Source organism: Rhizobium grahamii, from assembly GCF_009498215.1.
Classification (GTDB): Bacteria; Pseudomonadota; Alphaproteobacteria; order Rhizobiales; family Rhizobiaceae; genus Rhizobium; species Rhizobium grahamii_A.
Map to the genome: position 1 here is coordinate 3,140,353 of NZ_CP043498.1, position 21,654 is coordinate 3,162,006.

At 60.7% G+C, this 21,654-nt stretch carries 20 protein-coding genes and 2 pseudogenes; 8 read left to right on the plus strand and 14 right to left on the minus strand.

Annotation, left to right across the window (positions count from 1 at the left end; all coding sequences use genetic code 11):
* Positions 1 to 5: 5 nt before the first annotated feature.
* From FZ934_RS15150 to FZ934_RS15160, 3 genes are all read right to left on the minus strand, one after another.
* Positions 6 to 965, minus strand: a complete 960-nt coding sequence (locus FZ934_RS15150) for an ABC transporter substrate-binding protein (RefSeq protein WP_153271745.1) — start codon at positions 963 to 965, stop codon at positions 6 to 8.
* Positions 958 to 2,073, minus strand: coding sequence for an ABC transporter ATP-binding protein (locus tag FZ934_RS15155; protein WP_153271746.1), 1,116 nt, complete (start codon positions 2,071 to 2,073; stop codon positions 958 to 960). The genes FZ934_RS15150 and FZ934_RS15155 overlap by 8 nt, the downstream gene beginning before the upstream one ends.
* Before the next feature lie 136 nt (positions 2,074 to 2,209).
* Positions 2,210 to 4,297, minus strand: coding sequence for a M3 family metallopeptidase (locus FZ934_RS15160; RefSeq protein WP_153271747.1), 2,088 nt, complete (start codon positions 4,295 to 4,297; stop codon positions 2,210 to 2,212).
* A 212-nt stretch (positions 4,298 to 4,509) separates the two neighbouring features.
* On the opposite strand from FZ934_RS15160, the gene FZ934_RS15165 reads away from it, so the two are divergent.
* Entirely contained in the window at positions 4,510 to 4,941 is a 432-nt protein-coding gene (locus tag FZ934_RS15165) for a hypothetical protein (protein WP_153271748.1), read from the plus strand.
* Between the two features lie 2 nt (positions 4,942 to 4,943).
* On the opposite strand, the gene FZ934_RS15170 is transcribed toward FZ934_RS15165, so the two are convergent.
* The gene (locus tag FZ934_RS15170; RefSeq protein ID WP_113360252.1) at positions 4,944 to 5,585 is read right to left on the minus strand and encodes a LysE family translocator; all 642 of its coding nucleotides are present in this window, start codon (positions 5,583 to 5,585) and stop codon (positions 4,944 to 4,946) included.
* Between the two features lie 166 nt (positions 5,586 to 5,751).
* Here FZ934_RS15170 and FZ934_RS15175 point away from each other — a divergent pair, with 166 nt between their 5' ends.
* Positions 5,752 to 6,960 carry a multidrug effflux MFS transporter gene (locus FZ934_RS15175; RefSeq protein ID WP_246737808.1) on the plus strand — a complete coding sequence of 403 codons (1,209 nt, stop codon included), beginning with the start codon at positions 5,752 to 5,754 and terminating at the stop codon, positions 6,958 to 6,960.
* 48 nt (positions 6,961 to 7,008) lie between these two features.
* Here FZ934_RS15175 and FZ934_RS15180 read toward each other — a convergent pair whose 3' ends face one another.
* Positions 7,009 to 8,232 (minus strand): argininosuccinate synthase, encoded by a 1,224-nt coding sequence (locus FZ934_RS15180; RefSeq protein ID WP_153272471.1) that lies wholly within the window; start codon positions 8,230 to 8,232, stop codon positions 7,009 to 7,011.
* A 187-nt stretch (positions 8,233 to 8,419) separates the two neighbouring features.
* Between FZ934_RS15180 and FZ934_RS15185 the strand changes: the two genes are divergently transcribed.
* Both FZ934_RS15185 and FZ934_RS15190 read left to right on the plus strand, forming a co-directional pair.
* A complete protein-coding gene (locus tag FZ934_RS15185) occupies positions 8,420 to 9,274 on the plus strand; it encodes an SDR family NAD(P)-dependent oxidoreductase (protein WP_153271749.1) in 855 nt (284 codons plus the stop codon).
* Positions 9,275 to 9,354: 80 nt separating this feature from the next.
* A pseudogene (locus FZ934_RS15190) lies at positions 9,355 to 9,995 on the plus strand (LysE family translocator).
* Positions 9,996 to 10,038: 43 nt separating this feature from the next.
* On the opposite strand, the gene FZ934_RS15195 reads toward FZ934_RS15190, so the two are convergent.
* The 5 genes from FZ934_RS15195 to FZ934_RS15215 form a co-directional block, all read right to left on the minus strand.
* Positions 10,039 to 10,833 (minus strand): ABC transporter ATP-binding protein, encoded by a 795-nt coding sequence (locus FZ934_RS15195; protein WP_153271750.1) that lies wholly within the window; start codon positions 10,831 to 10,833, stop codon positions 10,039 to 10,041.
* The gene (locus tag FZ934_RS15200) at positions 10,830 to 11,711 is read right to left on the minus strand and encodes an ABC transporter permease (protein WP_153271751.1); all 882 of its coding nucleotides are present in this window, start codon (positions 11,709 to 11,711) and stop codon (positions 10,830 to 10,832) included. Before FZ934_RS15200 ends, FZ934_RS15195 begins: the two co-directional genes overlap by 4 nt.
* 123 nt (positions 11,712 to 11,834) lie before the next feature.
* Positions 11,835 to 12,788, minus strand: a complete 954-nt coding sequence (locus tag FZ934_RS15205; RefSeq protein ID WP_153271752.1) for an ABC transporter substrate-binding protein — start codon at positions 12,786 to 12,788, stop codon at positions 11,835 to 11,837.
* Positions 12,789 to 12,882: 94 nt separating this feature from the next.
* On the minus strand, positions 12,883 to 14,118 hold the full coding sequence (rlmN, locus tag FZ934_RS15210; RefSeq protein WP_153271753.1) for a 23S rRNA (adenine(2503)-C(2))-methyltransferase RlmN: 1,236 nt from the start codon (positions 14,116 to 14,118) through the stop codon (positions 12,883 to 12,885).
* Between the two features lie 228 nt (positions 14,119 to 14,346).
* Entirely contained in the window at positions 14,347 to 14,904 is a 558-nt protein-coding gene (locus FZ934_RS15215; RefSeq protein ID WP_113360234.1) for an invasion associated locus B family protein, read from the minus strand.
* A gap of 334 nt (positions 14,905 to 15,238) precedes the next feature.
* Here FZ934_RS15215 and FZ934_RS15220 point away from each other — a divergent pair, with 334 nt between their 5' ends.
* Positions 15,239 to 15,799, plus strand: coding sequence for a sigma-70 family RNA polymerase sigma factor (locus FZ934_RS15220; protein WP_153271754.1), 561 nt, complete (start codon positions 15,239 to 15,241; stop codon positions 15,797 to 15,799).
* On the opposite strand, the gene FZ934_RS15225 is transcribed toward FZ934_RS15220, so the two are convergent.
* Both FZ934_RS15225 and FZ934_RS15230 read right to left on the minus strand, forming a co-directional pair.
* The gene (locus tag FZ934_RS15225; RefSeq protein ID WP_153271755.1) at positions 15,800 to 16,189 is read right to left on the minus strand and encodes a YkvA family protein; all 390 of its coding nucleotides are present in this window, start codon (positions 16,187 to 16,189) and stop codon (positions 15,800 to 15,802) included.
* Between the two features lie 52 nt (positions 16,190 to 16,241).
* A pseudogene (locus FZ934_RS15230) lies at positions 16,242 to 16,546 on the minus strand (4a-hydroxytetrahydrobiopterin dehydratase).
* Between the two features lie 36 nt (positions 16,547 to 16,582).
* On the opposite strand from FZ934_RS15230, the gene FZ934_RS15235 reads away from it, so the two are divergent.
* On the plus strand, positions 16,583 to 17,056 hold the full coding sequence (locus FZ934_RS15235; RefSeq protein ID WP_153271756.1) for a low molecular weight protein-tyrosine-phosphatase: 474 nt from the start codon (positions 16,583 to 16,585) through the stop codon (positions 17,054 to 17,056).
* Here FZ934_RS15235 and thpR read toward each other — a convergent pair.
* Both thpR and FZ934_RS15245 read right to left on the minus strand, forming a co-directional pair.
* Entirely contained in the window at positions 16,990 to 17,583 is a 594-nt protein-coding gene (thpR, locus tag FZ934_RS15240) for an RNA 2',3'-cyclic phosphodiesterase (protein WP_113360221.1), read from the minus strand. The genes FZ934_RS15235 and thpR overlap by 67 nt on opposite strands.
* A gap of 68 nt (positions 17,584 to 17,651) precedes the next feature.
* Complete coding sequence (locus FZ934_RS15245; protein ID WP_153271757.1) at positions 17,652 to 18,296, minus strand: arylesterase; 645 nt, start codon at positions 18,294 to 18,296, stop codon at positions 17,652 to 17,654.
* 64 nt (positions 18,297 to 18,360) lie between these two features.
* Between FZ934_RS15245 and FZ934_RS15250 the strand changes: the two genes are divergently transcribed.
* Positions 18,361 to 19,068 (plus strand): ABC transporter ATP-binding protein, encoded by a 708-nt coding sequence (locus FZ934_RS15250; protein WP_153271758.1) that lies wholly within the window; start codon positions 18,361 to 18,363, stop codon positions 19,066 to 19,068.
* Entirely contained in the window at positions 19,065 to 21,608 is a 2,544-nt protein-coding gene (locus FZ934_RS15255; RefSeq protein ID WP_153271759.1) for an ABC transporter permease, read from the plus strand. Before FZ934_RS15250 ends, FZ934_RS15255 begins: the two co-directional genes overlap by 4 nt.
* Positions 21,609 to 21,654 lie beyond the last annotated feature (46 nt).

Genomic DNA, 21,654 nt, shown 5'->3' on the forward strand with positions numbered 1-21,654 from the left:
TGCCCTTACTTGCCGCCGAACGTGTCGGTGACCTGCTTCAGCGTTTCCTTCCGCTTGCCGTAGACAGCAGCAGTGTCGTACTTCAGCAGCTTCAGATCGCTGATCAGCGGACGGTTTGCCGGAATGTCGGTACGGGCCGGCATCAGCATCTGGTCGGCAACAAGCTTCTGGCCTTCGTCAGAGAGCATGTAGTCGATGAACTTCTTCGCCTCGTCCTGGTTCTTCGACCAGTTGAGGATCATGGCCGGACGCGGCGCGATGACGGTGCCGGATTCCGGGAAGATCACATCGATGGCCTCGCCCTTTTCCTTGGCATTGAGGGTGATGTAATCGACGGCGCCGAAGACGGCAGCCTTGGCACCCTGCAGAACCGGGTTCAGAGCCTCTGCATTGGCACCCGCGATGATGGCGCCGTTGTCCTTCAGATCCTTGAAGAGCTTGAAGTCATCCTGGCCGGCAAGCGCCGCCGTCAGCTCGAAGGACGAGCCGGACTGTGCCGGATCCGGAATGTTGACCAGGTCCTTGTATTCAGGCTTGGTCAGATCTGTCCACTCGGCTGGCTTCGGCGTGCCGCTCTTGGTGTTCCAGGCAATGCCGAGCGCCGAGATGCCCTGGGCAACGGCCGTGTCGGTCTTCAGGAAGTCAGGAACCTGGGCGGCGTTCGGGCTGGTGTAGGATACGAGCCAGCCGCGCTTGGCGAAGTCGGTCGCCGTATCCCAGGAAGCCGAAATGAGAACGTCGACGACCGGGTTCGAGGCTTCGGCCTCGATACGCGCCATCACCTTGCCGGTTGTTGCCTGGAAGACGTTGACCTTGACGCCAGTCTCCTTGGTAAAGCCGGCCGACAGCTTATCGATAAGCCCCTGGGGACCAGCGGTGTAGACCGTGATATCGGCATGGGCGACGCCCGCCATCAGCGTTACTGCGAGAGCGCCGAAAGTGATGCTCTTCAACGACTTAAACATGCTCCAAATTCTCCTCTTTGGACGAATGAACCTCTTTGCCGAACCAGCGGATCTGGCGGGGATCGATCGATAGACCGATAGCCTCGCCGGGTCGCAGCTTGGCGCGGCTCAAAACCTGCAATTCGATTGTCTCGGCGCCGACCAGAGAGACGGTCGCCAGATGGCCATCGCCGCGGAACTGCGAGCGCAGCACCGTTGCGGCAAGCGTACCGGGAAGGATCTCTCCCGCGGTGATCGATCCGGTGGGAATGAGGACACGAACGGCGCAATCGAACCCATCGACGCCGCGCAGCAATGCAAGCGCGCTGTCCTTGAAGAACCAATGTTCATCACGATACTCGAGTTCGGCGACACCGCCGAGGCGCAGGAAGTCAGCGACCTCGGGCGTTGCGGGCTTCTCGATCAGCTCGTCGGGCGATGCCAGCTGCTCGATCAACCCGCCACGCATGACGGCGACGTCGTCCGCCAGCGTCAGCGCCTCGCTATGATCGTGCGTCACGTAGATTGCCGTCAGGCCGAGCGTCGCGATGAGTTCGGCCAGTTCGCCGACCATGTTCTCGCGCAGCTCGCGATCGAGATTCGACAGCGGTTCGTCGAAGAGAATGAGCTGCGGCTCGGCAACGATCGCCCGCGCAATCGCGACACGCTGCTGCTGACCCCCGGAGAGATCGCTCGGCCTGCGGTCGGCATAGGCGCCGAGACCGACGCGTTCCAATGCTCGCATCGTCCGGGATTCCCGCTCGGATTTGCCGATACCGCGCATTTCGAGGGGAAAGGAGACGTTGCCGCCGACCGTCATGTGCGGCCAGAGCGCATAGTCCTGAAACACCATGCCGAGATTGCGCTTTTCCGGTGGCGAAAAAGAGCCGCTCGCGGCATCGGCAACAGTGCGTCCGGCAATCGCGATCGAGCCCTTTGTCGGCGCGAGCAATCCAGCAACCAGCCTGAGAAGGGTGGTCTTTCCGCAGCCGGACGGCCCAAGCAGCGCCAGCGTGTTGCCCTTGGAAAGCGAGATATCTATGCCCTTCAGAACGGGTGTCGCCCCATAGTGCAATTCCACGCCGGCCGTGGAAACGGCCGCATTGATCTCTGAAGGTTGAGGGGTCATGAAAAAACCGGCATCGGTTGAAAATCGATGCCGGTTGCTTATTAACGTTCAATGACAGTCATGTGACGAAGCGGCAAGATGCCATCGTTCGTCAATACTTTAGCCCTCGCGTATCGATCATACGCGACCTGCCGCCTCAGGCGTCGCTGCCTGACAGTTCCTCGAACGTCGCCAGACCCTTCTTCACCAGCATGGCATCCGGGCTCGGCAACTTGCCACGGAAAGCCTTGTAGGCATCTTCAGCGTCGATCGCGCCGCCGACGGAATAGATGTTGTCCTTGAGCTTGGCGGCCATCTCGCGATTGAACGCGTCGCCGGTTTCCTCGAAGGCGGCAAAAGCATCCGCATCGAGAACTTCGGACCACATATAGGAATAGTAGCCGGCTGAATAACCACCGGAGAAGATGTGCTGGAAATGCGGCGAGGCATGCCGCATGACGATCGACTTCGGCATGCCGAGCTCCGACAGCACCTCTTTCTGAACCGCCATCGGATCCTCGACCTTGTCGCGGGTATGGAACGCCATATCGACAAGCGCCGATGAGGTGAATTCGACCGTATTGAAGCCGGAATTGAAGGTACGCGCTGCGAGAACCTTGTCGAGCAGAGCCTGCGGCATCGGCTCACCGGTTTCGAAATGCACGGCATATTGCTTCAGGATCGCGGGTACCGTCAGCCAATGCTCGTAAAGCTGCGACGGCAGCTCGACGAAGTCTCGGGAAACGCCTGTGCCCGAAACCGAGGGGTATGTGACGTTTGACAGCATTCCGTGCAGCGCATGGCCGAATTCATGGAAGAGCGTACGCGCGTCGTCGAGTGACAGCAGCGCCGGCTTTCCTTCGGCGGGCTTCGCGAAGTTGCAGACGTTGTAGATGATCGGCAGTTCGCCGCTGCGGCCATTCTTCAGTAGCAGCTTGTGCTGCGACTGGAACGAGCTCATCCAGGCGCCGGAACGCTTCGAGCTGCGGGCGAAATAGTCGCCGAGGAAGAGCGCGACCAGCCTGTCTTCGCGATCGCGGATCTCGAACACGCGCGCATCGGGGTGGTAGGCCGGAACGCCCTTCTTCTCGACGGCGCGAATGCCGAACAACCGTCCAGCGACATCGAAGCAGGCGTCGATGATCTTCTCGAGCTGCAGATAGGGCTTCAGCTCGGCCTCGGAAAAATTGAACCGCTGGGCCCTGATCTTCTCGGCATAGTGCCGCCAGTCCCAGGGCATGACGTCGTGGTTCTTGCCTTCGTCAGCGATGAGCTTGGCGATGTCGGCTTCCTCCTCGCCGGCACGCTTGACGGCCTTTGCCCATACCTCCCGAAGCAGATGGTTCACGGCGTCAGGCGTCTTCGCCATGGTGTTGTCGAGCTTCAGTTCGGCGAAGTTGCCATACCCGAGGAGCTTTGCCACCTCGTCGCGGAGCGCAAGCGTATCCCTGATGATGCCGCGATTATCAGTGGCGCCATCGTTCGCACCACGCGCAACCCAGGCCTTGAAAGCCTGCTCGCGCAGATCGCGCCGCTCCGAGAAGGTCAGGAACGGTTCGATGATCGAGCGCGACAAGGTGACGGCAAACTTGCCCTCTTCGCCACGCTCGCGCGCAGCCGCCGCCATCGCATCCTTCAGAAACTCCGGAATACCATCGAGATCCGCGCCGTTGGACAGGATGAGCGCCCAGCTCTTCTCGTCGGCAAGCACGTTCTGGCCGAACTGGGTCCCGAGACCCGCGAGCTTCTCGTTGATCCCCGCGAGCTTCTCCTGCTCGACCTTCGGCAGCTTCGCGCCCGATTTGACGAAGCCCTTCCAGTGGCGCTCCAGCACGCGCGTCTGCTCCAGCGTCAGGCCGAGACCTTCGCGCGCTTCCCACAAGGCATCGATGCGGGCGAACAACGCCGCATTCATGCCGATCTTGGAATAATGGCGCGACATCTTCGGCGAGATATCCCGCTCCAGCGCCTGGATCGTGTCGTTGGTATGCGCGCCCGCGCGATTCCAGAACAGTGCCGAAACACGCGACAGCTCATCGCCGGCGATCTCGAGCGCGACAACGGTGTTCTCGAATGTCGGCGCCTCCGGGTTACCGGCAACCGCGTCGATCTCTTTCTCGTGCGCCGCGAGTGCTGCATCGAAGGCAGGAGCAAAGTCGCCATCATTGAGAGCATCGAAACGCGGCAAGCCGTGAAGGCCGTTCCATTCGACAAGTGCCGGGTTGAATTCTGGTGTGGAAGGCATTCGGAAATCCTTTGTGGCAGGCAACTGAACAGGCAATATAGGGACGCGTATTGGCAATTGGTATTGCCGATCAGACGCACATCTCCTAGCCGCACTGTAAAAAGTTCATGGCAAGAAATGATGTATAAGAATTAACTAATCGTTAACGATTGACGTACGTCCGCCACGCGCGGTAATTTCAAGCATCATATTTTTGCAAGTGGATACACGCCATGGAAATCCTTTCTGTGCGGTCTTCGCCGTATTTTCTCTTTAAAAGAAACCAAGATAATTCCAGCCATTACAATGAATTAGAAGACCAGATCGGCACGACGGCGAAGGCTTCATCATCCTTCCAGGTCGATGAAACCAACGCGGAAACGCCCGATTTTTCCGCGATCAGCGCCAGTGAACTACGCCAATATGCAAGGCAGAGCTTCGACGCCGGCAACATCGACCAGGATACGTTTGCGGCAATCTCCGAACCGCTGCCGATGCGGACGATCGACCCGTCAGGGAACATCCTCGACCTGTCGGATGTGACTGACGCGACGAGCTTCAATTTCCGGGACTACTACAAGGATCAGCTGCAGATCGCGAACTCGATCGGCGACCCGGAAACGGTGGCGCGGCTCGATTCCGTCGTCAGCTTCCTCGACGTCTGATCTCAGGCCTTCCGCCATCCGAGCAGGCCGGGCGTTGCATGCCAGAGCGCCTGCGCGGCAAAGCCCATGAAGAGCACGCCGGAGCAGCGCACGATCAGCCGCTCATGCGCCCTGTAGAACCGCCGGACCGTTCCCGCACCGATGATGGTGATCAGGATCATGTCGGCGACGATGAAGCCCAGGAACGAAACCGCCAGCAGAATGGGCAGGGTGTGAAACTGTAGCGCGCTCGCCGATCCCGCGACGAGAGCAGTAAACGTCGCCAGCGCGACCGGATATCCCTTGGGGTTGGTGACGCCGAAAATCAGGCCGCGACGGAACGGTCGTTCCACCACCACAAGCGCCTGCCCGTCACCCTTCGGCTTTGCCCGAACCGCATTCCAGCCGATCCAGGCTAGGTAGAAGCCACAGAGGAGACCAAGCGCGTCAAACACGAAGGTCCCGATCGTCTTCGCCCCAATGATCGCGATCAGCGCCAGCGATGCCCAAAGCAGATCGCCCACCAAATGGCCGCTGACGAACATGGCCCCGGCACGGCGGCCCTGACCCGCGCCTATGCCGAGCAGTGCAAGGAAGGCAGGCCCTGGAATGAGCACGTAGAGAAGGGCTGCCAGAAAGGCGCCCGCGAGCAAGGATTGCGTCATCGAGAAACTCCGGAAAGGTGAGCCGCAGCTTATGCACCAATCGAAAGGCGTCAAGCTGTCATGGCGATCCTTGAGATTTTTGAATTGCCGCATCACGCAGCTTGCGACAGAAGAAAAGCAGCAGCCTTCGCGCTGGCCGCGCAAGTCACTAGAACCGAGTACCCATATGCCCCCATTCCGGATGAGCGAACGGCGAACGAGCGTGCTCGGCGCGCTTCTCGCAACCATCGGCCCGATCTCGATGTCGATCTACACGCCGGCGATGCCCGAGCTCGTCCATGCGTTCCAGACATCAGACTCAGCGATCAAGATGACGCTGTCAGTCTATTTCGCCGGCTTCTCGGTTGCGCAGCTACTTGCTGGCCCGCTGTCCGATGCGTTCGGCCGCCGGGCGGCGACGCTGCTGTTCATCGGCATCTATGTGGTCGGCAGCCTGCTTGCCGCCTTTGCGCCCGGCATCGAGTGGCTGCTCGCCGGCCGTCTGATCCAGGGCATCGGCGCCTCCGTCGGGATTACCGTGGCGCGCGCCATCGTCCGCGATCAATTTACCGGCACCGAAGCCTCCCGCATCATGAACCTGATCGCCATCGGACCGGCGGCTGCGCCAACCATCGGCGGCTTGGCGCTGGCCGCGTTTGGCTGGCAGTCGGTCTTCTTCCTCCTCATCGGCTTCGGACTGCTGATCTGTTTCGGGGTGATCGTCTTCATGCGCGAGACGAGCATGCCGGATCCGCGCCGTGCGCTCCCGGGGCCCCTGCTTCGCGCCTATCTGGAGCTTGCCCGCGAAAGCCGCTTCGTCTCTGCTTCGATCGTCCTCGGCGGCTCGATCGGCGCACTCTACGCGCAGGCGACACTTCTCCCCTTCATCCTCATCAAGGTCGTCGGCCTGTCACCGACCACCTTCGGCTTGGGCATGCTGATGCAATCTGGGTCCTATTTCCTCGGCTCCGTCTGCCTCCGCTGTGCGGCGGCGCGCCTGGGCGGCGACGGCTCAGTGCGCGTCGGGCTTGGCCTGCTGGGCTTTGCCAGTATCATGATCGCGCTATCAGTCCACTTCGTCACGCCCTCCTATCTCTCGATCATGGGGCCTATCGCATTCCTGGCGTTTGGATTGGCTTTCCTGACGCCGCATATGACGACATCGGGCCTATACCCCTTCCCGCATATCGCCGGCTCGGCATCCGCGATGATGGGCTTCATCCAGATGGGCGGCGGCTTTGCCGGCGGCGTCGCGGGTTCGTTGATCGGCATGCCGCTGCTCGCCTTCGGAACGGTGATCCCGATCATGGCGCTGATTTCGATCATCAGCTACGTCTGGTTCGTGCGCGCCTCGCAACGCGCGGCACAACTCTCCCACGCCACAACGGACCAATGAAAAGGCCCGCACGAGGCGGGCCTTCGATATCCGGCAGACTGCCCTCGATTACTTCGAGAGGTTGCGCTTGGCGAGCGTGCGCAGGCGCAGCGCGTTGAGCTTGATGAAGCCGGCGGCATCCTTCTGGTCGTAGGCGCCCTGGTCGTCTTCGAAGGTAACCAGCTTGTCCGAGTAGAGCGACTTCGGGCTCTCGCGGCCGGTAACCATGACGTTGCCCTTGTAGAGCTTCAGCGTCACTTCGCCCTCGACATGCTCTTGGCTCTTGTCGATCAGAGCCTGCAGCATTTCGCGTTCCGGCGAGAACCAGAAACCGTAGTAGATCAGCTCGGCGTAGCGCGGCATGATCTCGTCCTTGAGGTGCGCGGCACCGCGGTCGAGGGTAATCGACTCGATGGCGCGGTGCGCGGCAAGCAGGATCGTGCCGCCGGGCGTCTCGTAGACGCCGCGCGACTTCATACCGACGAAGCGGTTTTCGACGAGGTCGAGGCGGCCAATGCCGTTGTCGCGACCGTAGTTGTTGAGCGCTGCGAGCAGCGTCGCCGGGCTCATGCGTACGCCGTTGATCGAAACCGCGTCACCCTTCTCGAAGCCAACCTTGATGGTGGTCGCCTTGTCGGGGGCCGCTTCCGGAGAAATCGTGCGCATATGCACGTATTCGGGTGCTTCCTGCGCCGGATCTTCCAGGACCTTGCCCTCGGACGAGGAGTGCAGCAGGTTGGCGTCGACGGAGAACGGCGCTTCGCCCTTCTTGTCCTTGGCGACCGGAATCTGATGGGCTTCGGCAAAGGCGAGCAGATCGGTACGGCTCTTGAACGACCAGTCGCGCCATGGCGCAATGATCTTGATATCCGGGTTCAGGGCATAGGCGGAAAGCTCGAAGCGAACCTGGTCGTTGCCCTTGCCGGTCGCACCGTGCGCGATCGCATCTGCGCCGGTCTTGCGGGCGATATCGATCAGGTGCTTGGAGATCAGCGGACGGGCAATCGAGGTGCCGAGCAGATAGACGCCTTCATAGACGGCATTGGCACGGAACATCGGGAAGACGAAGTCACGAACGAACTCTTCGCGAACGTCCTCGATGTAGATTTCCTTGATGCCGAGCATTTCGGCCTTCTTGCGCGCCGGCTCAAGCTCCTCGCCCTGGCCGAGATCCGCGGTGAAGGTCACGACTTCTGCGCCGAGTTCGGTCTGGAGCCACTTCAGGATGATCGAGGTGTCGAGACCGCCGGAATAGGCGAGGACGACTTTCTTTACGTCTTTGTGCGATGCCATGATGATGAGGTCCGTTGCAAAAAGGGCAGCGGCAAACCCGCCAAGCCCGGTCTGGCGGGCACTTTTAGCGAGATCGGCGCAGGACGCAAGGGCAACGGCTGCCATAGGCGGTTCGGATAGTATTTGACAGGCCGAAAGCGCAACCCATATCTGCCAGCGTCCTGACAATGCTGAGGAGAGGCCGGCCGTGACAAGAATCCAAGACATCATCAAGAAATCCAATGTCGCCGTCATCACCGGCGGCGCCTCCGGCATCGGGCTTGCGGCGGCAAAGCATTTCGCACGCGCGGGCATGAGCGTCGCCATTGCCGATCTCGGCGGCGACCGGCTAGCTGCCGCTGCAGAGGAACTGAAAGCGATCTCGGGAGAAGAACATGTGCTCGCCGTCGAAACCGACGTCGCGCAGAAGGAGTCTCTCGAAGCGCTCGAACGGACCGTAATCCAGCGCTTCGGTCGCGTACATATTCTCATGAACAACGCCGGCATTGGCCCGGAAACGTCGATCTTCGGCGCCCAGGCCAACTGGGACAGCATCCTCGGCGTCAACCTGCTCGGCGTCATCAACGGCGTCAGGACCTTCGGCCAGCACATGCTCTCGCATGGCGAACCCGGCCTGATCATCAACACCGGCTCCAAGCAGGGCATCACCACGCCGCCCGGCAATCCGGCCTACAATGTCTCGAAGGCCGGCGTGAAGGTGTTCACCGAAGCGCTTGAGCACGAACTGCGTAACACCGAGGGCTCGAAGATCTCCGCCCACTTGCTGATCCCCGGCTTCGTCTTCACCGGTCTCACCAAGGGCGATCGCGCCGAAAAGCCGGCTGCGGCATGGACATCGGACCAGACCGTCGATTTCATGATCGAAAGCCTGGAACGCGGCGACTTCTACATCCTCTGCCCCGATAACGACGTCGGTCGTGCGGTGGATGAGCGCCGCATGGCCTGGGCGATGGGCGATATCATCGAAAACCGCCCGCCGCTCTCGCGCTGGCACAAAGACTATTCCGACAAGTTCAAGGCCTACCTCGAACAGAAGGAATAGGTTCTATTAGAAGGTTTGATTAGACATTCTCTGGAAGCCGGATAAAAGCGACCGACGTTTTCCGGCTTTCAGAGTAGACCATGGATTTCCTGCCCAGCTTCACCACGCTTCTCGCCTTTGCCGCCGCGACCCTTCTGCTTGCAGCGACGCCCGGCCCGGACATGACGCTTTCCATCAGCCGTGCACTGGCACAGGCAAGAAGGCGGCATTGTTCGTGGTTCTCGGCACCAGCCTCGGCATCGTCGTCCATACCATGCTGGTTGCCTTCGGCGTTTCGGCGCTGATCACCGCATCCCCGACAGCCTTCCTGATGCTGAAGACCGGCGGTGCGGCCTATCTGTTGTGGCTTGCCGTCCAGGCGGTTCGCTACGGCTCGAAGCTCTCGGTCAACAAGGTGGAAGCCTCGAAGGGCACGCCGCTTGCCAACATCTCGTCGGGCTTCTGGGTCAATCTGCTGAACCCGAAGGTCATCATCTTCTTCATGACCTTCCTGCCGCAGTTCGTCAGTGCCGGCGATCCTGCCGTGACGCAGAAGCTGCTGTTCCTAGGCTTCTGCTTCATCGTGATTGGCATGCCTGTGAATGCCGCCGTCGTCTTCGCCGCCGATGGACTGTCAAGCTGGCTGCAGAGCAACAAGAAAATCCTGCGCGGCATGGATTTCACCTTCGCCGGCGTCTTCTCGGCCTTCGCGGCCAAAATCCTGCTGACACAGGCGCGCTAGGCAATTCCGGGAAGCGCTGGCTTCCCGGAACAACGACCTATCTTTAGCCGATCAGCAGCGCGTCGTCGTCGAGCGTCTGGCCGCGCATCTTTCGGAACATGTCGATCAGGTCCTCGACCTGGAGGTCCTTGCGGCTATCGCCTGACACGTCGAGCACGATCTCGCCGCCATGCAACATGATCGTGCGGTGGCCATAGTCCAGCGCCTGGCGCATGGAGTGCGTGACCATCAGCGTCGTCAGCTTGCGCTCCGAGACGATCTTCTGCGTGAGCCCCATGACGAATTCGGCCATCCCGGGATCGAGCGCAGCGGTATGCTCGTCGAGCAGCAAGACTTCAGAGCCGGCAAGCGTCGCCATGACGAGCGAGACGGCCTGCCGCTGACCGCCTGAAAGCAGGTCCATGCGGTCCCGCATCCGGTTCTCGAGGCCGAGGTTGAGTTCGGCGATCCGCTCGCGGAAATGCTCGCGCCGCTTCGGGCCGAGCGCAGAGGTGAGCCCGCGGGTTTCACCGCGACGCGCCGCAAGCGCAAGGTTTTCCTCGATTGACAGCGAGCCGCAGCTTCCCGTCAACGGATCCTGGAAAACCCGTGCGACGAGGCTGGCGCGAGCAGCCGTCGACTTGCGCGTGACATCCGCGTGGCCGATCAGTATCTGGCCTTCACTGGCAAGCACGTCGCCCGCCAGAACGCCGAGCAGAGTCGACTTTCCCGCTCCGTTCGAGCCGATGACTGTTACGAACGAGCCTTCCTCGATCGTCAGGCTGACTCCGTTCAGCGCCTGCTTCTGCAGCGGCGTACCCTTGCCGAAGACGACCTTGATATCCTTGAGCGTAATCACGATGCGGCACCTCCGCGACGGAGACGGGGGAGGATGAGCGCGATCGTCACGAGCACGGCCGTCACGAAGTTGAGGTCGGACGCCTGCAGCCCGATGACATCGGTCGAGAGCGCGAGCTGGATGGCGATGCGGTAGAGGATCGAACCGAGCACACAGCCGATCAAGGCGATCAGCAGCCCGCGTCGGCCGAGCAACGTTTCACCGATGATGACAGCCGCGAGACCGACAACGATCGTACCGACGCCGGAGGTGACATCGGCAAAGCCGTTCGTCTGCGCGAACAAGGCGCCGCCCAAGGCGACCAAAGCGTTGGAGAGCGCCATGCCGAGATAGATCTGGCGGCTGGTATCGACACCCTGTGCGCGGGCCATGCGGGCGTTCGCGCCGGTCGCGCGCATCGCGAGGCCTGAGTCGCTCTCAAGGAAGCGCCACACGACAACCACGGCAACCACAACGAGGACGCCGACGAAAAGCGGGCGGACGTAGAAATCGCGGATTCCATGGCCGAAGAACGGGCTGATCATCGTATCCGCATTGATCAATGCGACATTCGGCTTGCCCATGACGCGCAAATTCACCGAGAAGAGCGCGATCATCGTCAGGATCGAGGCAAGCAGGTTGAGGATCTTGAAGCGCACGTTGAGCATCGCGGTCACCATGCCGGCCGCAGCACCCGCGACCATGGCGACGAGTGCCGCCACCCAGGCATTGACGCCCGCAATGATGAGAACCGCCGTTACTGCGGCACCCAGCGGAAAGGAGCCGTCAACCGTCAGATCCGGAAAATCCAGCACACGGAATGCAAGGTAAACACCGAGCGCGACAAAGGCATAGACCAGCCCCAGCTCCACGGCTCCCCAGAATGCGATCTGACTCAAGGCTCCTGCCCTTTCCTTTGACTTGGCCCGCCTGCAACCGGACCCAAGCTTTTAATACCATCAGCCGCCCCCGCGTAAAACGGGAGCGGCTGAATGGCAAGTTTCTCTAGTATCCGAGGACGATCAGTCGATCGTCTTGGTCGCGCGCTTCAGCACGCTTTCCGGCAGCGTCACGCCCATCTTGGCGGCAGCGCCCTTGTTGATGACCAGATCGCTACCAGCGGCAACCTTCACCGGAATGTCGCCCGGGTTTTCGCCCTTGAGAATGCGAACGACGATCTCGCCGGTCTGCTTGCCGACATCGTAATAGTTGAAGCCGAGGGCAGCGATCGAACCGCGAGAAACGGAATCCGTGTCGGCCGTGAAGAGCGGCAGCTTGGCTTCCTCGGCAACGGCAACAGCGCCTTCCAGTGCGGAGATGATCGTGTTGTCCGTCGGAACATAGATCGCATCGGCGCGGCCGACGAGCGCGCGGGCGGCGCCCTGCACTTCAGCGGACTTGGTGGCAGCGGATTCGACGACCTTCAGGCCGGCCTTCTCGGCTTCCACCTTCAGGACAGCGAGCAGCGATACGGAGTTCGCTTCACCTGAGTTGTAGAGGTAGCCGATCGTCTTGGCGTTCGGCAGGATTTCCTTGATCAGCGCAACATGCTCGGCAACCGGCGACATATCGGAGAGGCCGGTAACGTTGCCGCCGGGCTTGTCCATGTTCTTGACCAGCTGCGCGCCGAGCGGATCGGAAACGGCGGTAAACACGACCGGGATATCACGCGTCGCGGAAACGACGGCCTGAGCCGATGGCGTGGAGATCGGGACGATAACGTTCGGGCCCTCGCCTGCGAACTGGCGAGCGATCTGCGCAGCCGTTGCCGGATTACCCTGGGCCGACTCGAACATGAACTTCAGGTTCTCGCCTTCCTTGTAGCCGGCAGCCGTCAGCACATCGAGGACGCCCTTGCGCGCTGCATCGAGAGCCGGATGCTCGACGATCGCCGTAACGGCGACGGTGACATCTTCGGCCTTGGCCGGCAGGGTCAGGGCCAGCGTGGCCGCGACAGCAAGCAGAATTGAACGCATTGGGTATCCTCCAGATATGATTTTGGCCTGCTTCTAGGAAAAGCAGGCCATGAAATCAATCATTAGAAAACACTGAACGGATCAAACTTGCTGATCAATCATCCGCACCGTGGTTGGCGATCATCATCGCCTCGAAGGCCAGACGCTCGGTCTTGCGCATACGCTCGGATTCGGACTTCAGCTGGCCGCAGGCAGCGAGAATGTCGCGGCCGCGCGGCGTGCGGATCGGCGAGGCATAGCCGGCCGAGTTGATGAAGTCGGCGAACTTCTCGATCTGCGCCCAGTCGGAACACTGGTAGTTGGTGCCCGGCCAGGGGTTGAACGGAATGAGGTTGATCTTCGCCGGTACGCCCTTCAGCAACTGGATCAGCCCCTTGGCATCCTCGAGGCTGTCATTGACGTCCTTCAGCATCACATACTCGAAGGTGATGCGACGGGCGTTGGAAAGCCCCGGATACTTGCGGCAGGCGTCGATCAGTTCCTTCAGCGGATACTTCTTGTTGATCGGCACCAGGATATCGCGCAGGTCGTCGCGTACCGCATGCAGCGAGATCGCCAGCATCACGCCGATCTCATCGCCGGTGCGGAAGATTTCAGGCACAACGCCCGAGGTCGAGAGCGTGACGCGACGCTTGGAGAGTGAGAGCCCGTCGCCATCCGTAGCGATCAACAGCGCCTGCTTGACGCTGTCGAAATTGTAGAGCGGCTCACCCATGCCCATCATCACGATGTTGCTGACCTTGCGGCCCTCGGCCGGCATGATCGTACCCTGAGGCGCTTCACGGTCAGGGAAATCGCCCAGCCGATCGCGCGCCAGCAGCAGCTGTGACAGGATTTCTTCCGCGGTCAGGTTACGCACCAGTCGCTGCGTGCCGGTATGACAGAAGGAACAGGTGAGCGTGCATCCGACCTGGCTCGAAATGCAAAGCGTGCCGCGGCCTTCCTCGGGAATATAGACCGCCTCGATTTCGACCGGACGACCGGCGCCGCGGGCAGGAAAGCGCAGGAGCCACTTTCGGGTACCGTCGTTGGAGACCTGCTCCTCGACGATTTCCGGCCGCGCGATGGTGAAATGCTTTTTCAGCGTCTCGCGCATATCCTTGGAGATATTGGCCATGTGGTCGAAGTCGGAGACGCCGCGCACGTAGATCCAGTTCCACAGCTGCGCGACGCGCATCTTGATCTGCTTCTCCGGCACGCCCTTTTCGCGCAGTGCAGCGCCCATCTCTTCGCGGCTGAGGCCGATCAGCGAAGGCTTCAGCCCAGCGTCGGCACTGCCGGTCGCTGCGCCCAAGGGCTTGGTAACAGTCATCGCATCCATGACGGACATAGTCTCTAATCCCGAATTCAACATGCGGCCGCCCCGGAAAGCCGGATGACTTGCGGGTAGGAAGGGCATGGTGGCAGAAATTGAATGCGGAGCATACGGCAAGGACCGCGATCTATCCGCTGTTGCGCGGGCCTTTAGCATCATTTTTGCCGCGCGTCACTATAGATGGAAACGACGAAGGCCGGCACAAGGCCGGCCTTCTGAAATTTCATCGCTCTCGTGGAACGCTTACTTGCAGCTTTCGATCTGCTTCAGCGAGGCCGAGATACCGGCCAGCGAATAGCTGTAAGAAGTCTGGGTGCCCTTGCGCGAGGTAGCGTTGACGGTCATCGAGTGGCCGCTCTTCATGGCCGCGACCAGTGCCGGTTCCTGCGCCGCGTTCTCGACCCAGCCGGCCTTGTCCTTTGTGAACATCACGAAGGTCTTGTTGTCGATGACCACATCGATCTTGGAGCTTTCCTTGACCGTGTAGCCCATCATCGCCTGCGGCTCGTAAGAGATGTTCTGGCCGGGACGCTGCGACACGATGAAGAAATTGTCGCCGTGGTCGATGTTGGCCGGCTTCTTCTCGGTCGGAACCGACAGCACGTAGCAGACGGTGCTCGCGCCGGACTTGTAGGAGTAAGCGCCCCAGGCCTGGAACTGTTGGATGCGGGTCGGCGCGGAAGAAGCGGCGGCAGCCGGTTGCTGCGCTGCCTGGGCAGCGGGCTTCTTGGACTGAGCGGATGCAATGCCGGCGCCGGCGAGAACGAGGGAAAGGGCGATTGCGGTACTTTTTACAAACATGGATATTCCTGCCGGTTCTTGCGATTCGAGCCCGAGCAAAGCGGGCGGCGCATAATCACGATCTGCTTTATTTTGACTTAATTCAGGTTACCAAAGCGTCAACACAGACCGCGAGAAGTGCCTGCCTGTGCCATTTCCGCCCGAGTGTCAATGTTGAGCGCTGGAACCTCGCTCGAGATGTGCGATGCGACAAAGGTGCCAAATTAGCGCCCTGAGGAAATTTAAGACATAAAGATTCAGGCAAGAGTTTGACCTTTCCAAAATCCGTTGTAGGTCATTAAGGTATTGGAAATCCGGTAAGGAATTCGCCGAGCCAGGGGGCTTTTGACGGAATATGGATGCGGAGGAAAAACAGCGCTTCGCTGCCCTTGCCAGGGCAGTCGCGGAACGCCGTGACCAGCAAGCGTTCGCCGTCCTTTTTGATTATTTCGCGCCGCGCCTCAAATCTTGGTTACTGCGCCAGAAAATGCCCAATGACGAGGCCGAGGAACTGGTGCAGGACGTGATGACCGTCCTTTGGCACAAGGCGGACCTTTACGATTCCGCGCGGTCCTCCCTGTCGACCTGGCTCTTCCGCATTGCTCGCAACCGGCGCATCGATCTCGTGAGGAGAAGCCGCGCCCGCAATCTCGACCAGGCTGATCCGACACTGCAGCCGGTGGCGGCGATCGGAGCCGACGAACTGGTGGCGAACGACGATCGCGATGCGCTTGTCCGTGCTGCGGTCGGCAGGCTGCCGGAAGAACAGCGCGAGATGCTGAAGGCTGCTTTCTTTCTCGGGCAGTCCCACTCACAGATCGCCGAAGCGACCGGGCTTCCGCTCGGCACGGTCAAATCGCGCATACGGCTGGCATTCGGCAAGCTGAAGAAGCTGCTCGAAGTCGAAGGCGTCTAATCAGACAGTCTTCATTCCCTGAGGTTCGTCGGCAAGTGCGCTGTCCGCGGCCGAATAGTGGTCCGGCTTCATGTGGCGGCTGACCATGGCGAAGGCAGCCGACAGCACGGCGATGTCGTCCGAAAAACCGATCCCCACGAGCATGTCGGGAATCATGTCGATAGGCAGGACAAAGTAGGCAAGTGCCGCCAGCAGCGTGCCGCGGACCTTTAGCGGCGTCTGCGGATCGAGCGCACAGTAGAATGCCGCAACGACATCCCGGGAAAACGGAATCTGTCGAACCGCCCTCCGGAATGTCGGCCAGAATTTCTTGCGCACCGTCTTCTCCCGGCGAGCCTGCGTATCCTCGTCGCCTGGCAGCAAGATCTCACCGTATTTGACGTCGTCCATTCCAATCAATCCTCTTGGTCCATGCGCAGATATGGTGATTGATGCGGGCCGTTCAATCAATCCGTCCTGCGGCCGCCTTTTCCATCGCCGCCGCCAGCTTGAAATCGAGTTCGGTCAGACCCCGGCATCATGCGTGTTGAGCTTCACGTCCACCCGCGAATAGACATTGAACCATTCGGGATGATGGTTGAGCTTCTCCGCGGCCAGCGCCGCTTCTGTCATGAAGCCGAAGGCTTGAACGAAGCTGCCGAACTTGAAGCTCTTCGAGATCGAGGCCGCTCCCTCATCCAGAGACCAACCCTCGAGCTTGGCGAGCTCTTGCTGAATTGCCGTCCGTTCCAGTTTCTCTCGTTTCATGCGATTGTCCTCCTCGTTTCCAGATAACGGTTCTCTATGAAACGCGTCAGCATCCTCTTTGTTTGTACCGGAAATATATGCCGGTCACCGCTTGCCGAAGGCATTATGGCACATCTCGCTGCGGAAACCGGCATCGGTCTTGACGTCGTGGTCGACTCTGCCGGCACGGACGGGTGGCATGTCGGCGACCCACCCGATCGCCGGTCGGTCATAGTCGCCAAGCGACACGGTGTCGATCTGTCGAACCAGCGCGCGAGACGCGTAACGCCGGATGACATCGAGAGTTTCGACATCATTCTCGGCATGGACCGGACACATGTCGCAAGCTTGCGGCGGCTAGCGCCCGAAGCCCGGAACGTCTTCCTGTTTGGTGATCGCGCTCTCGGAACCGGCGAGTATATCGCCGATCCCTATTACGGCTCGGAGCGCGATTTCGAGCAGGTCTATGCCAGGCTCTTGACCGGCTGCAGGAAGCTGCTGGCAGCGCTCGGCGCCGACAACGCCTCGTGAAGAGGAAAGATCTCTTCCGTCAGATATGGCCCGCCACCGACGGAATCCCGTGAGGAGAGAAGCACGAAACGCGGCACGGTGAACTGCGTCGTCTGGAAATTCCCGCGACCCGCGAGATAGTGGACGACGTCATCGACCCGTGCGTTCTTCATTCGCGCCAATGTGACGTGCGGCATGAACTTGCGTGGATCCGGCGGCAGCCCGATCCGTTGGCAAATGCGTTCGATTTCGGCCTGCAGGGCGTACATTTCCGGGGAAGGCGAAACCCCTGCCCACACCGAATGCGGTTTCTTCGAACCGAATGATCCGATCCCATCCAGCCGAATTTGAAACTCGGGGCGATCGATGCGATCGAGACGGTCTACTACCTCGTCAGCGGTCCGGCCATCGACATCGCCGATGAAGCGTAACGTGATGTGATAGTTCTCGACGTCGATCCAGCGAGCACCAGGGAGACCACCGCGCAGCAAAGAGAGGCTCATCGCCGCATTGCGCGGAATTTCGAGGGCGGTAAATAGTCTCGGCATAACGAGCACTCCCCGAATCTTTTGCAGGTGCTCACACGGAATCACGCATTGCGCACCTGCGCAAGTCCCTAATTCTTCACAGTAGAAATCGTTCCAATGAATTGCGTGATAGCCGGCTCCATCTTCTGAACCATCACATCAACCCCCTTGCTGTTCGGGTGCATGCCATCCTCAAGCTTGAGCCCGGCATCGAGAACGACCCCGTCGAGGAAGAACGGATAGATCGCAACATTATGTTTTTGCGCAAGTTTCTCGTAGATCGGATTGAACCGGGCGGCATAGTCATCACCCATGTTCGGCGGCGCCATCATGCCGACGAGCAAGACAGCGATCCCGCGCTCCTTTAGCCGGGCAAGCATTTCGTCCAGATTCTTTTCACTCTGTTCCGGAGCGATCCCGCGCAGGGCATCGTTCGCGCCCAACTCGAGAATCACCCCGTCGGTACCGTCGGGAACGGACCAATCGATTCGCGCAAGCCCGCCGCTCGTGGTGTCGCCGGAGACGCCTGCATTGGCGATCGTCACATCGACGCCCTTCGCCTTCAGCGCCGCCTGCATCTTCTCCGGAAAGCCATCACCAGGCGGCAGTTGATACCCTGCCATCAGGCTGTCCCCAAAGCCGACCAGGGCTATGGTTCGTGCATTTGCAACTGTCGAGAACAGCAGGGCGGCTGCAATGACAGCGATGTGAAGGCCGGCAACTTTAAAACTCATTCCGCTTTCCCTAGATTGGGCCGAAGACTGGCGTGCTATCCGCATCTATATAGGGCGAACACTGTTGGCAAAAACCATCATCGAATTGAAGGAAGCGGATCTGACGCTCGGCAATGCGGCAGCGTCCGTCCACGTTCTCAAGGGCATAGACCTCACGATATCAGCCGGCGAATCCGTCGGCATCGTGGGTCCGTCGGGCTCCGGGAAGTCGACTTTGCTGATGGTGCTGGCAGGCCTGGAAAAACTGGACAGCGGCGAAATCAATATCAGCGATACGCCGCTCCACACGTTGACCGAAGATCAGGTCGCCGACTTCCGCGGCCGCAATATCGGCATCGTCTTCCAGTCGTTTCATCTGATCGCCAATATGACGGCTTTGGAAAATGTGGCCGTCCCGCTCGAGCTTGCAAACGTTGCCAATCCGTTCGAGATCGCGCGACGAGAACTGAAGTCCGTCGGTCTCGGCGAGCGCCTGAACCACTATCCCGGTCAGCTTTCCGGCGGCGAACAGCAGCGCGTGGCAATCGCCCGCGCGCTCGCCCCTTCGCCTGCCCTGCTGATTGCCGACGAACCAACCGGAAATCTCGACGCCGACACGGGCCGCCAGATCGCCGACCTGCTTTTCGCCAAGCAAGCGGAGCGCGGGACGACCCTACTTCTCGTGACCCACGATCAGGCGCTCGCAAAACGATGCTCAAGGCAAATTCGCGTTCGGTCCGGCCGGATCGAGGGTGACAGCGCTGCTGTGCCATCCGAAGCGGCCATCGCATGACGCTGATGACCCCGCGGATATCGCTCGCCTTTCGCTTGGCTCTGCGCGAGCTGAGGGGAGGATTGAGAGGCTTCTACATCTTCCTTGCGTGCATCGCGCTCGGCACGGGTGCAATTGCGGCTGTGAATTCGGTATCCCAATCGATCACCGATACGATCGAGACACGCGGCCAGGAAATTCTGGCTGGAGACGTTCGATTCGAGCTCAACAATCGCGAGGCGACCGAGCCGGAACTTGGCTTCCTGCAGGGACTGGGCAAGGTATCGGTTTCCACCGGCCTCCGTTCGATGGCCCGCAAGCCTGACGGATCGGATCAGGCGCTGGTCGAGGTGAAGGCCGTTGACGGTGCCTATCCGCTCTACGGGAAATTCGAAGCAGAACCGAACTATCCCCTTCATACTCTCCTCGCTGATCAAAACGGAACCTATGGAGCGGTCGCGGCTCCCTTGCTCCTCGACCGTCTCGGCCTCAAGCTTGGAGACGAGATTCTTCTCGGCAACGTGATCCTGAACATCACCGGGACGGTGAAGACGGAGCCGGACGCCGTTTCAGAAGGCTTCGGCTTCGCACCGCGCCTGATCGTCAGCCGCAAGGCGCTGCAGGCGTCCGGTCTGATCCAGACCGGAAGCCTTGTCGAACATGCCTACAAGATCCGGCTTGAGAACCGTGGCGACGTCACTGGTATCCGCGAACGCGCCGCCAAGGAGTTTCCTTCGGCGGGCTGGTCAATCCGCACCAGCGACCGCGCGGCTCCGTCGCTGACGGAGAACATCGAGCGCTTTTCCCAGTTTCTCACCCTCGTTGGCCTGACGGCACTGATTGTCGGCGGTGTCGGCGTGGCGAACGCCGTTCGCGCGTTTCTTGACGCGAAGCGAACGACCATCGCGACCTTCAAATGTCTCGGCGCACCTGCTGCCACGATCGTCCTGATCTATCTGTTCCAGATCGGCATCATCGCGCTTGGCGGCATCGTGATCGGCTTGGTGATCGGTGCGTTGGCGCCCATCATCGCCTCACAGTTCCTCGCGCAGTTCCTGCCCATCTCGACCGCACCGACGCTCTATCCCGTTGCACTTGCGGTATCGGTTCTTTTCGGCGTCCTGACCACGCTCGCATTTGCCATCATGCCGCTTGGCCATTCTCGCGAAGTTCCGGCAACCGCGCTCTTCCGCGAGCAGGGCTTCGAGGCGAAGGGGCTGCCTTCCTGGCCATATGTAGTGCTGGCGGCAGCCTTTCTTGCCGCCCTGGCTGGCCTTGCAATCGCAACCGCCCACGACCGCTTCATCGCAATCGTCTTCATCGGCGCCATCGCTTTCGCTTTCGTGGTGTTGCGAGCAGTCGCGGCCGGTATCGCATGGCTGGCAAAACGCAGCCCACGCGTCAATTCGCCGGCGCTGCGGCTGGCGATCGGCAATATTCATCGGCCCGGCGCCCTCACGCCAGCCGTGGTCCTATCACTCGGCCTTGGCCTGGCGCTGCTCGTGACCCTGACGCTGATCGACGGCAACATGCGTCAGCAGCTGACGGGCCGCATGGCCGCAGGCGCGCCGAATTTCTTCTTCGTCGACATCCAGGGCTCGGAGGTGAACCAGTTCCGTGAACTGGTCAAGGAACACGCACCAGAGGGCAAGCTCGTCGAGGTGCCGATGCTTCGCGGCCGCATCCTTGCCTTCAACGGGCAGGACGTGACGAAAATGAAGGTCCCGCCGGCCGGACAATGGGTTCTTCGCGGTGATCGCGGCATTACCTACGCGGAGACCCTTCCGGAGAACGCATCGCTGACCGATGGAACATGGTGGCCGAAGGACTACAGCGGCGAACCGCTCGTATCCTTCTCGGCGGAAGAGGCAAAGGAACTCGGACTGAAGATCGGCGACAGCGTCACCGTCAATGTCCTCGGCCGCAACATCACAGCCAAGATCGCCAACCTGCGCAAGGTCGAATGGGAATCGCTCTCCATCAATTTCGTCATGGTGTTCTCGCCGAATACGTTCCGGGGCGCACCACATGCCTGGCTCGCAACCTTGACCGATCCGACCGCGACCGCGCCTGAGGAGGCCGCGATACTCAAGTCCGTGACCAACACCTACCCGACGATCACCAGCGTCCGCGTCAAGGACGCGATCGACATCGTCAATACGCTTGTGGCGCAGCTGGCGACGGCCATCCGTGCCGCCGCCTCCGTGGCCCTGATGGCGTCCGTTCTCGTGCTAGCCGGTGCGCTCGCCGCCGGAAACCGGGCGCGAACCCACGACGCGGTGGTGCTGAAGACATTGGGCGCAACGAGAAAAATGCTCATCCGCGCATTCTGCTACGAATATCTGATCCTCGGCGCCGCAACCGCCATCTTCGCCTTGTTTGCAGGTGGCATTGCAGCCTGGTTCATCGTTGCCCGCATCATGCGGATACCGTCACACTTCCTCCCCGCCGTCGCCGGCAGCACGCTCGTCGTGGCTCTGGTGCTGACGGTCAGCATCGGCCTGATCGGAACGTGGCGTATTCTCGGGCAGAAAGCCGCACCCGTTTTGCGTGAACTTTGAGGACGGTCCGCAGCCGGATTTCCCTTCACCTTACTGCGATTTAACC

Bases quoted from the DNA above. Each gene is read 5' to 3' on its own strand.
- FZ934_RS15215 (WP_113360234.1), bottom strand. From the start codon at position 14,904: ATGTTTGTAAAAAGTACCGCAATCGCCCTTTCCCTCGTTCTCGCCGGC.
- FZ934_RS15220 (WP_153271754.1), top strand. From the start codon at position 15,239: ATGGATGCGGAGGAAAAACAGCGCTTCGCTGCCCTTGCCAGGGCAGTC.
- rlmN (WP_153271753.1), bottom strand. From the start codon at position 14,118: ATGTCCGTCATGGATGCGATGACTGTTACCAAGCCCTTGGGCGCAGCG.
- FZ934_RS15160 (WP_153271747.1), bottom strand. From the start codon at position 4,297: ATGCCTTCCACACCAGAATTCAACCCGGCACTTGTCGAATGGAACGGC.
- thpR (WP_113360221.1), bottom strand. From the start codon at position 17,583: ATGCCGAGACTATTTACCGCCCTCGAAATTCCGCGCAATGCGGCGATG.
- FZ934_RS15205 (WP_153271752.1), bottom strand. From the start codon at position 12,788: ATGCGTTCAATTCTGCTTGCTGTCGCGGCCACGCTGGCCCTGACCCTG.
- FZ934_RS15235 (WP_153271756.1), top strand. From the start codon at position 16,583: ATGAAACGCGTCAGCATCCTCTTTGTTTGTACCGGAAATATATGCCGG.
- FZ934_RS15175 (WP_246737808.1), top strand. From the start codon at position 5,752: ATGCCCCCATTCCGGATGAGCGAACGGCGAACGAGCGTGCTCGGCGCG.
- FZ934_RS15180 (WP_153272471.1), bottom strand. From the start codon at position 8,232: ATGGCATCGCACAAAGACGTAAAGAAAGTCGTCCTCGCCTATTCCGGC.
- FZ934_RS15255 (WP_153271759.1), top strand. From the start codon at position 19,065: ATGACGCTGATGACCCCGCGGATATCGCTCGCCTTTCGCTTGGCTCTG.
- FZ934_RS15155 (WP_153271746.1), bottom strand. From the start codon at position 2,073: ATGACCCCTCAACCTTCAGAGATCAATGCGGCCGTTTCCACGGCCGGC.
- FZ934_RS15170 (WP_113360252.1), bottom strand. From the start codon at position 5,585: ATGACGCAATCCTTGCTCGCGGGCGCCTTTCTGGCAGCCCTTCTCTAC.
- FZ934_RS15150 (WP_153271745.1), bottom strand. From the start codon at position 965: ATGTTTAAGTCGTTGAAGAGCATCACTTTCGGCGCTCTCGCAGTAACG.
- FZ934_RS15245 (WP_153271757.1), bottom strand. From the start codon at position 18,296: ATGAGTTTTAAAGTTGCCGGCCTTCACATCGCTGTCATTGCAGCCGCC.
- FZ934_RS15225 (WP_153271755.1), bottom strand. From the start codon at position 16,189: ATGGACGACGTCAAATACGGTGAGATCTTGCTGCCAGGCGACGAGGAT.
- FZ934_RS15165 (WP_153271748.1), top strand. From the start codon at position 4,510: ATGGAAATCCTTTCTGTGCGGTCTTCGCCGTATTTTCTCTTTAAAAGA.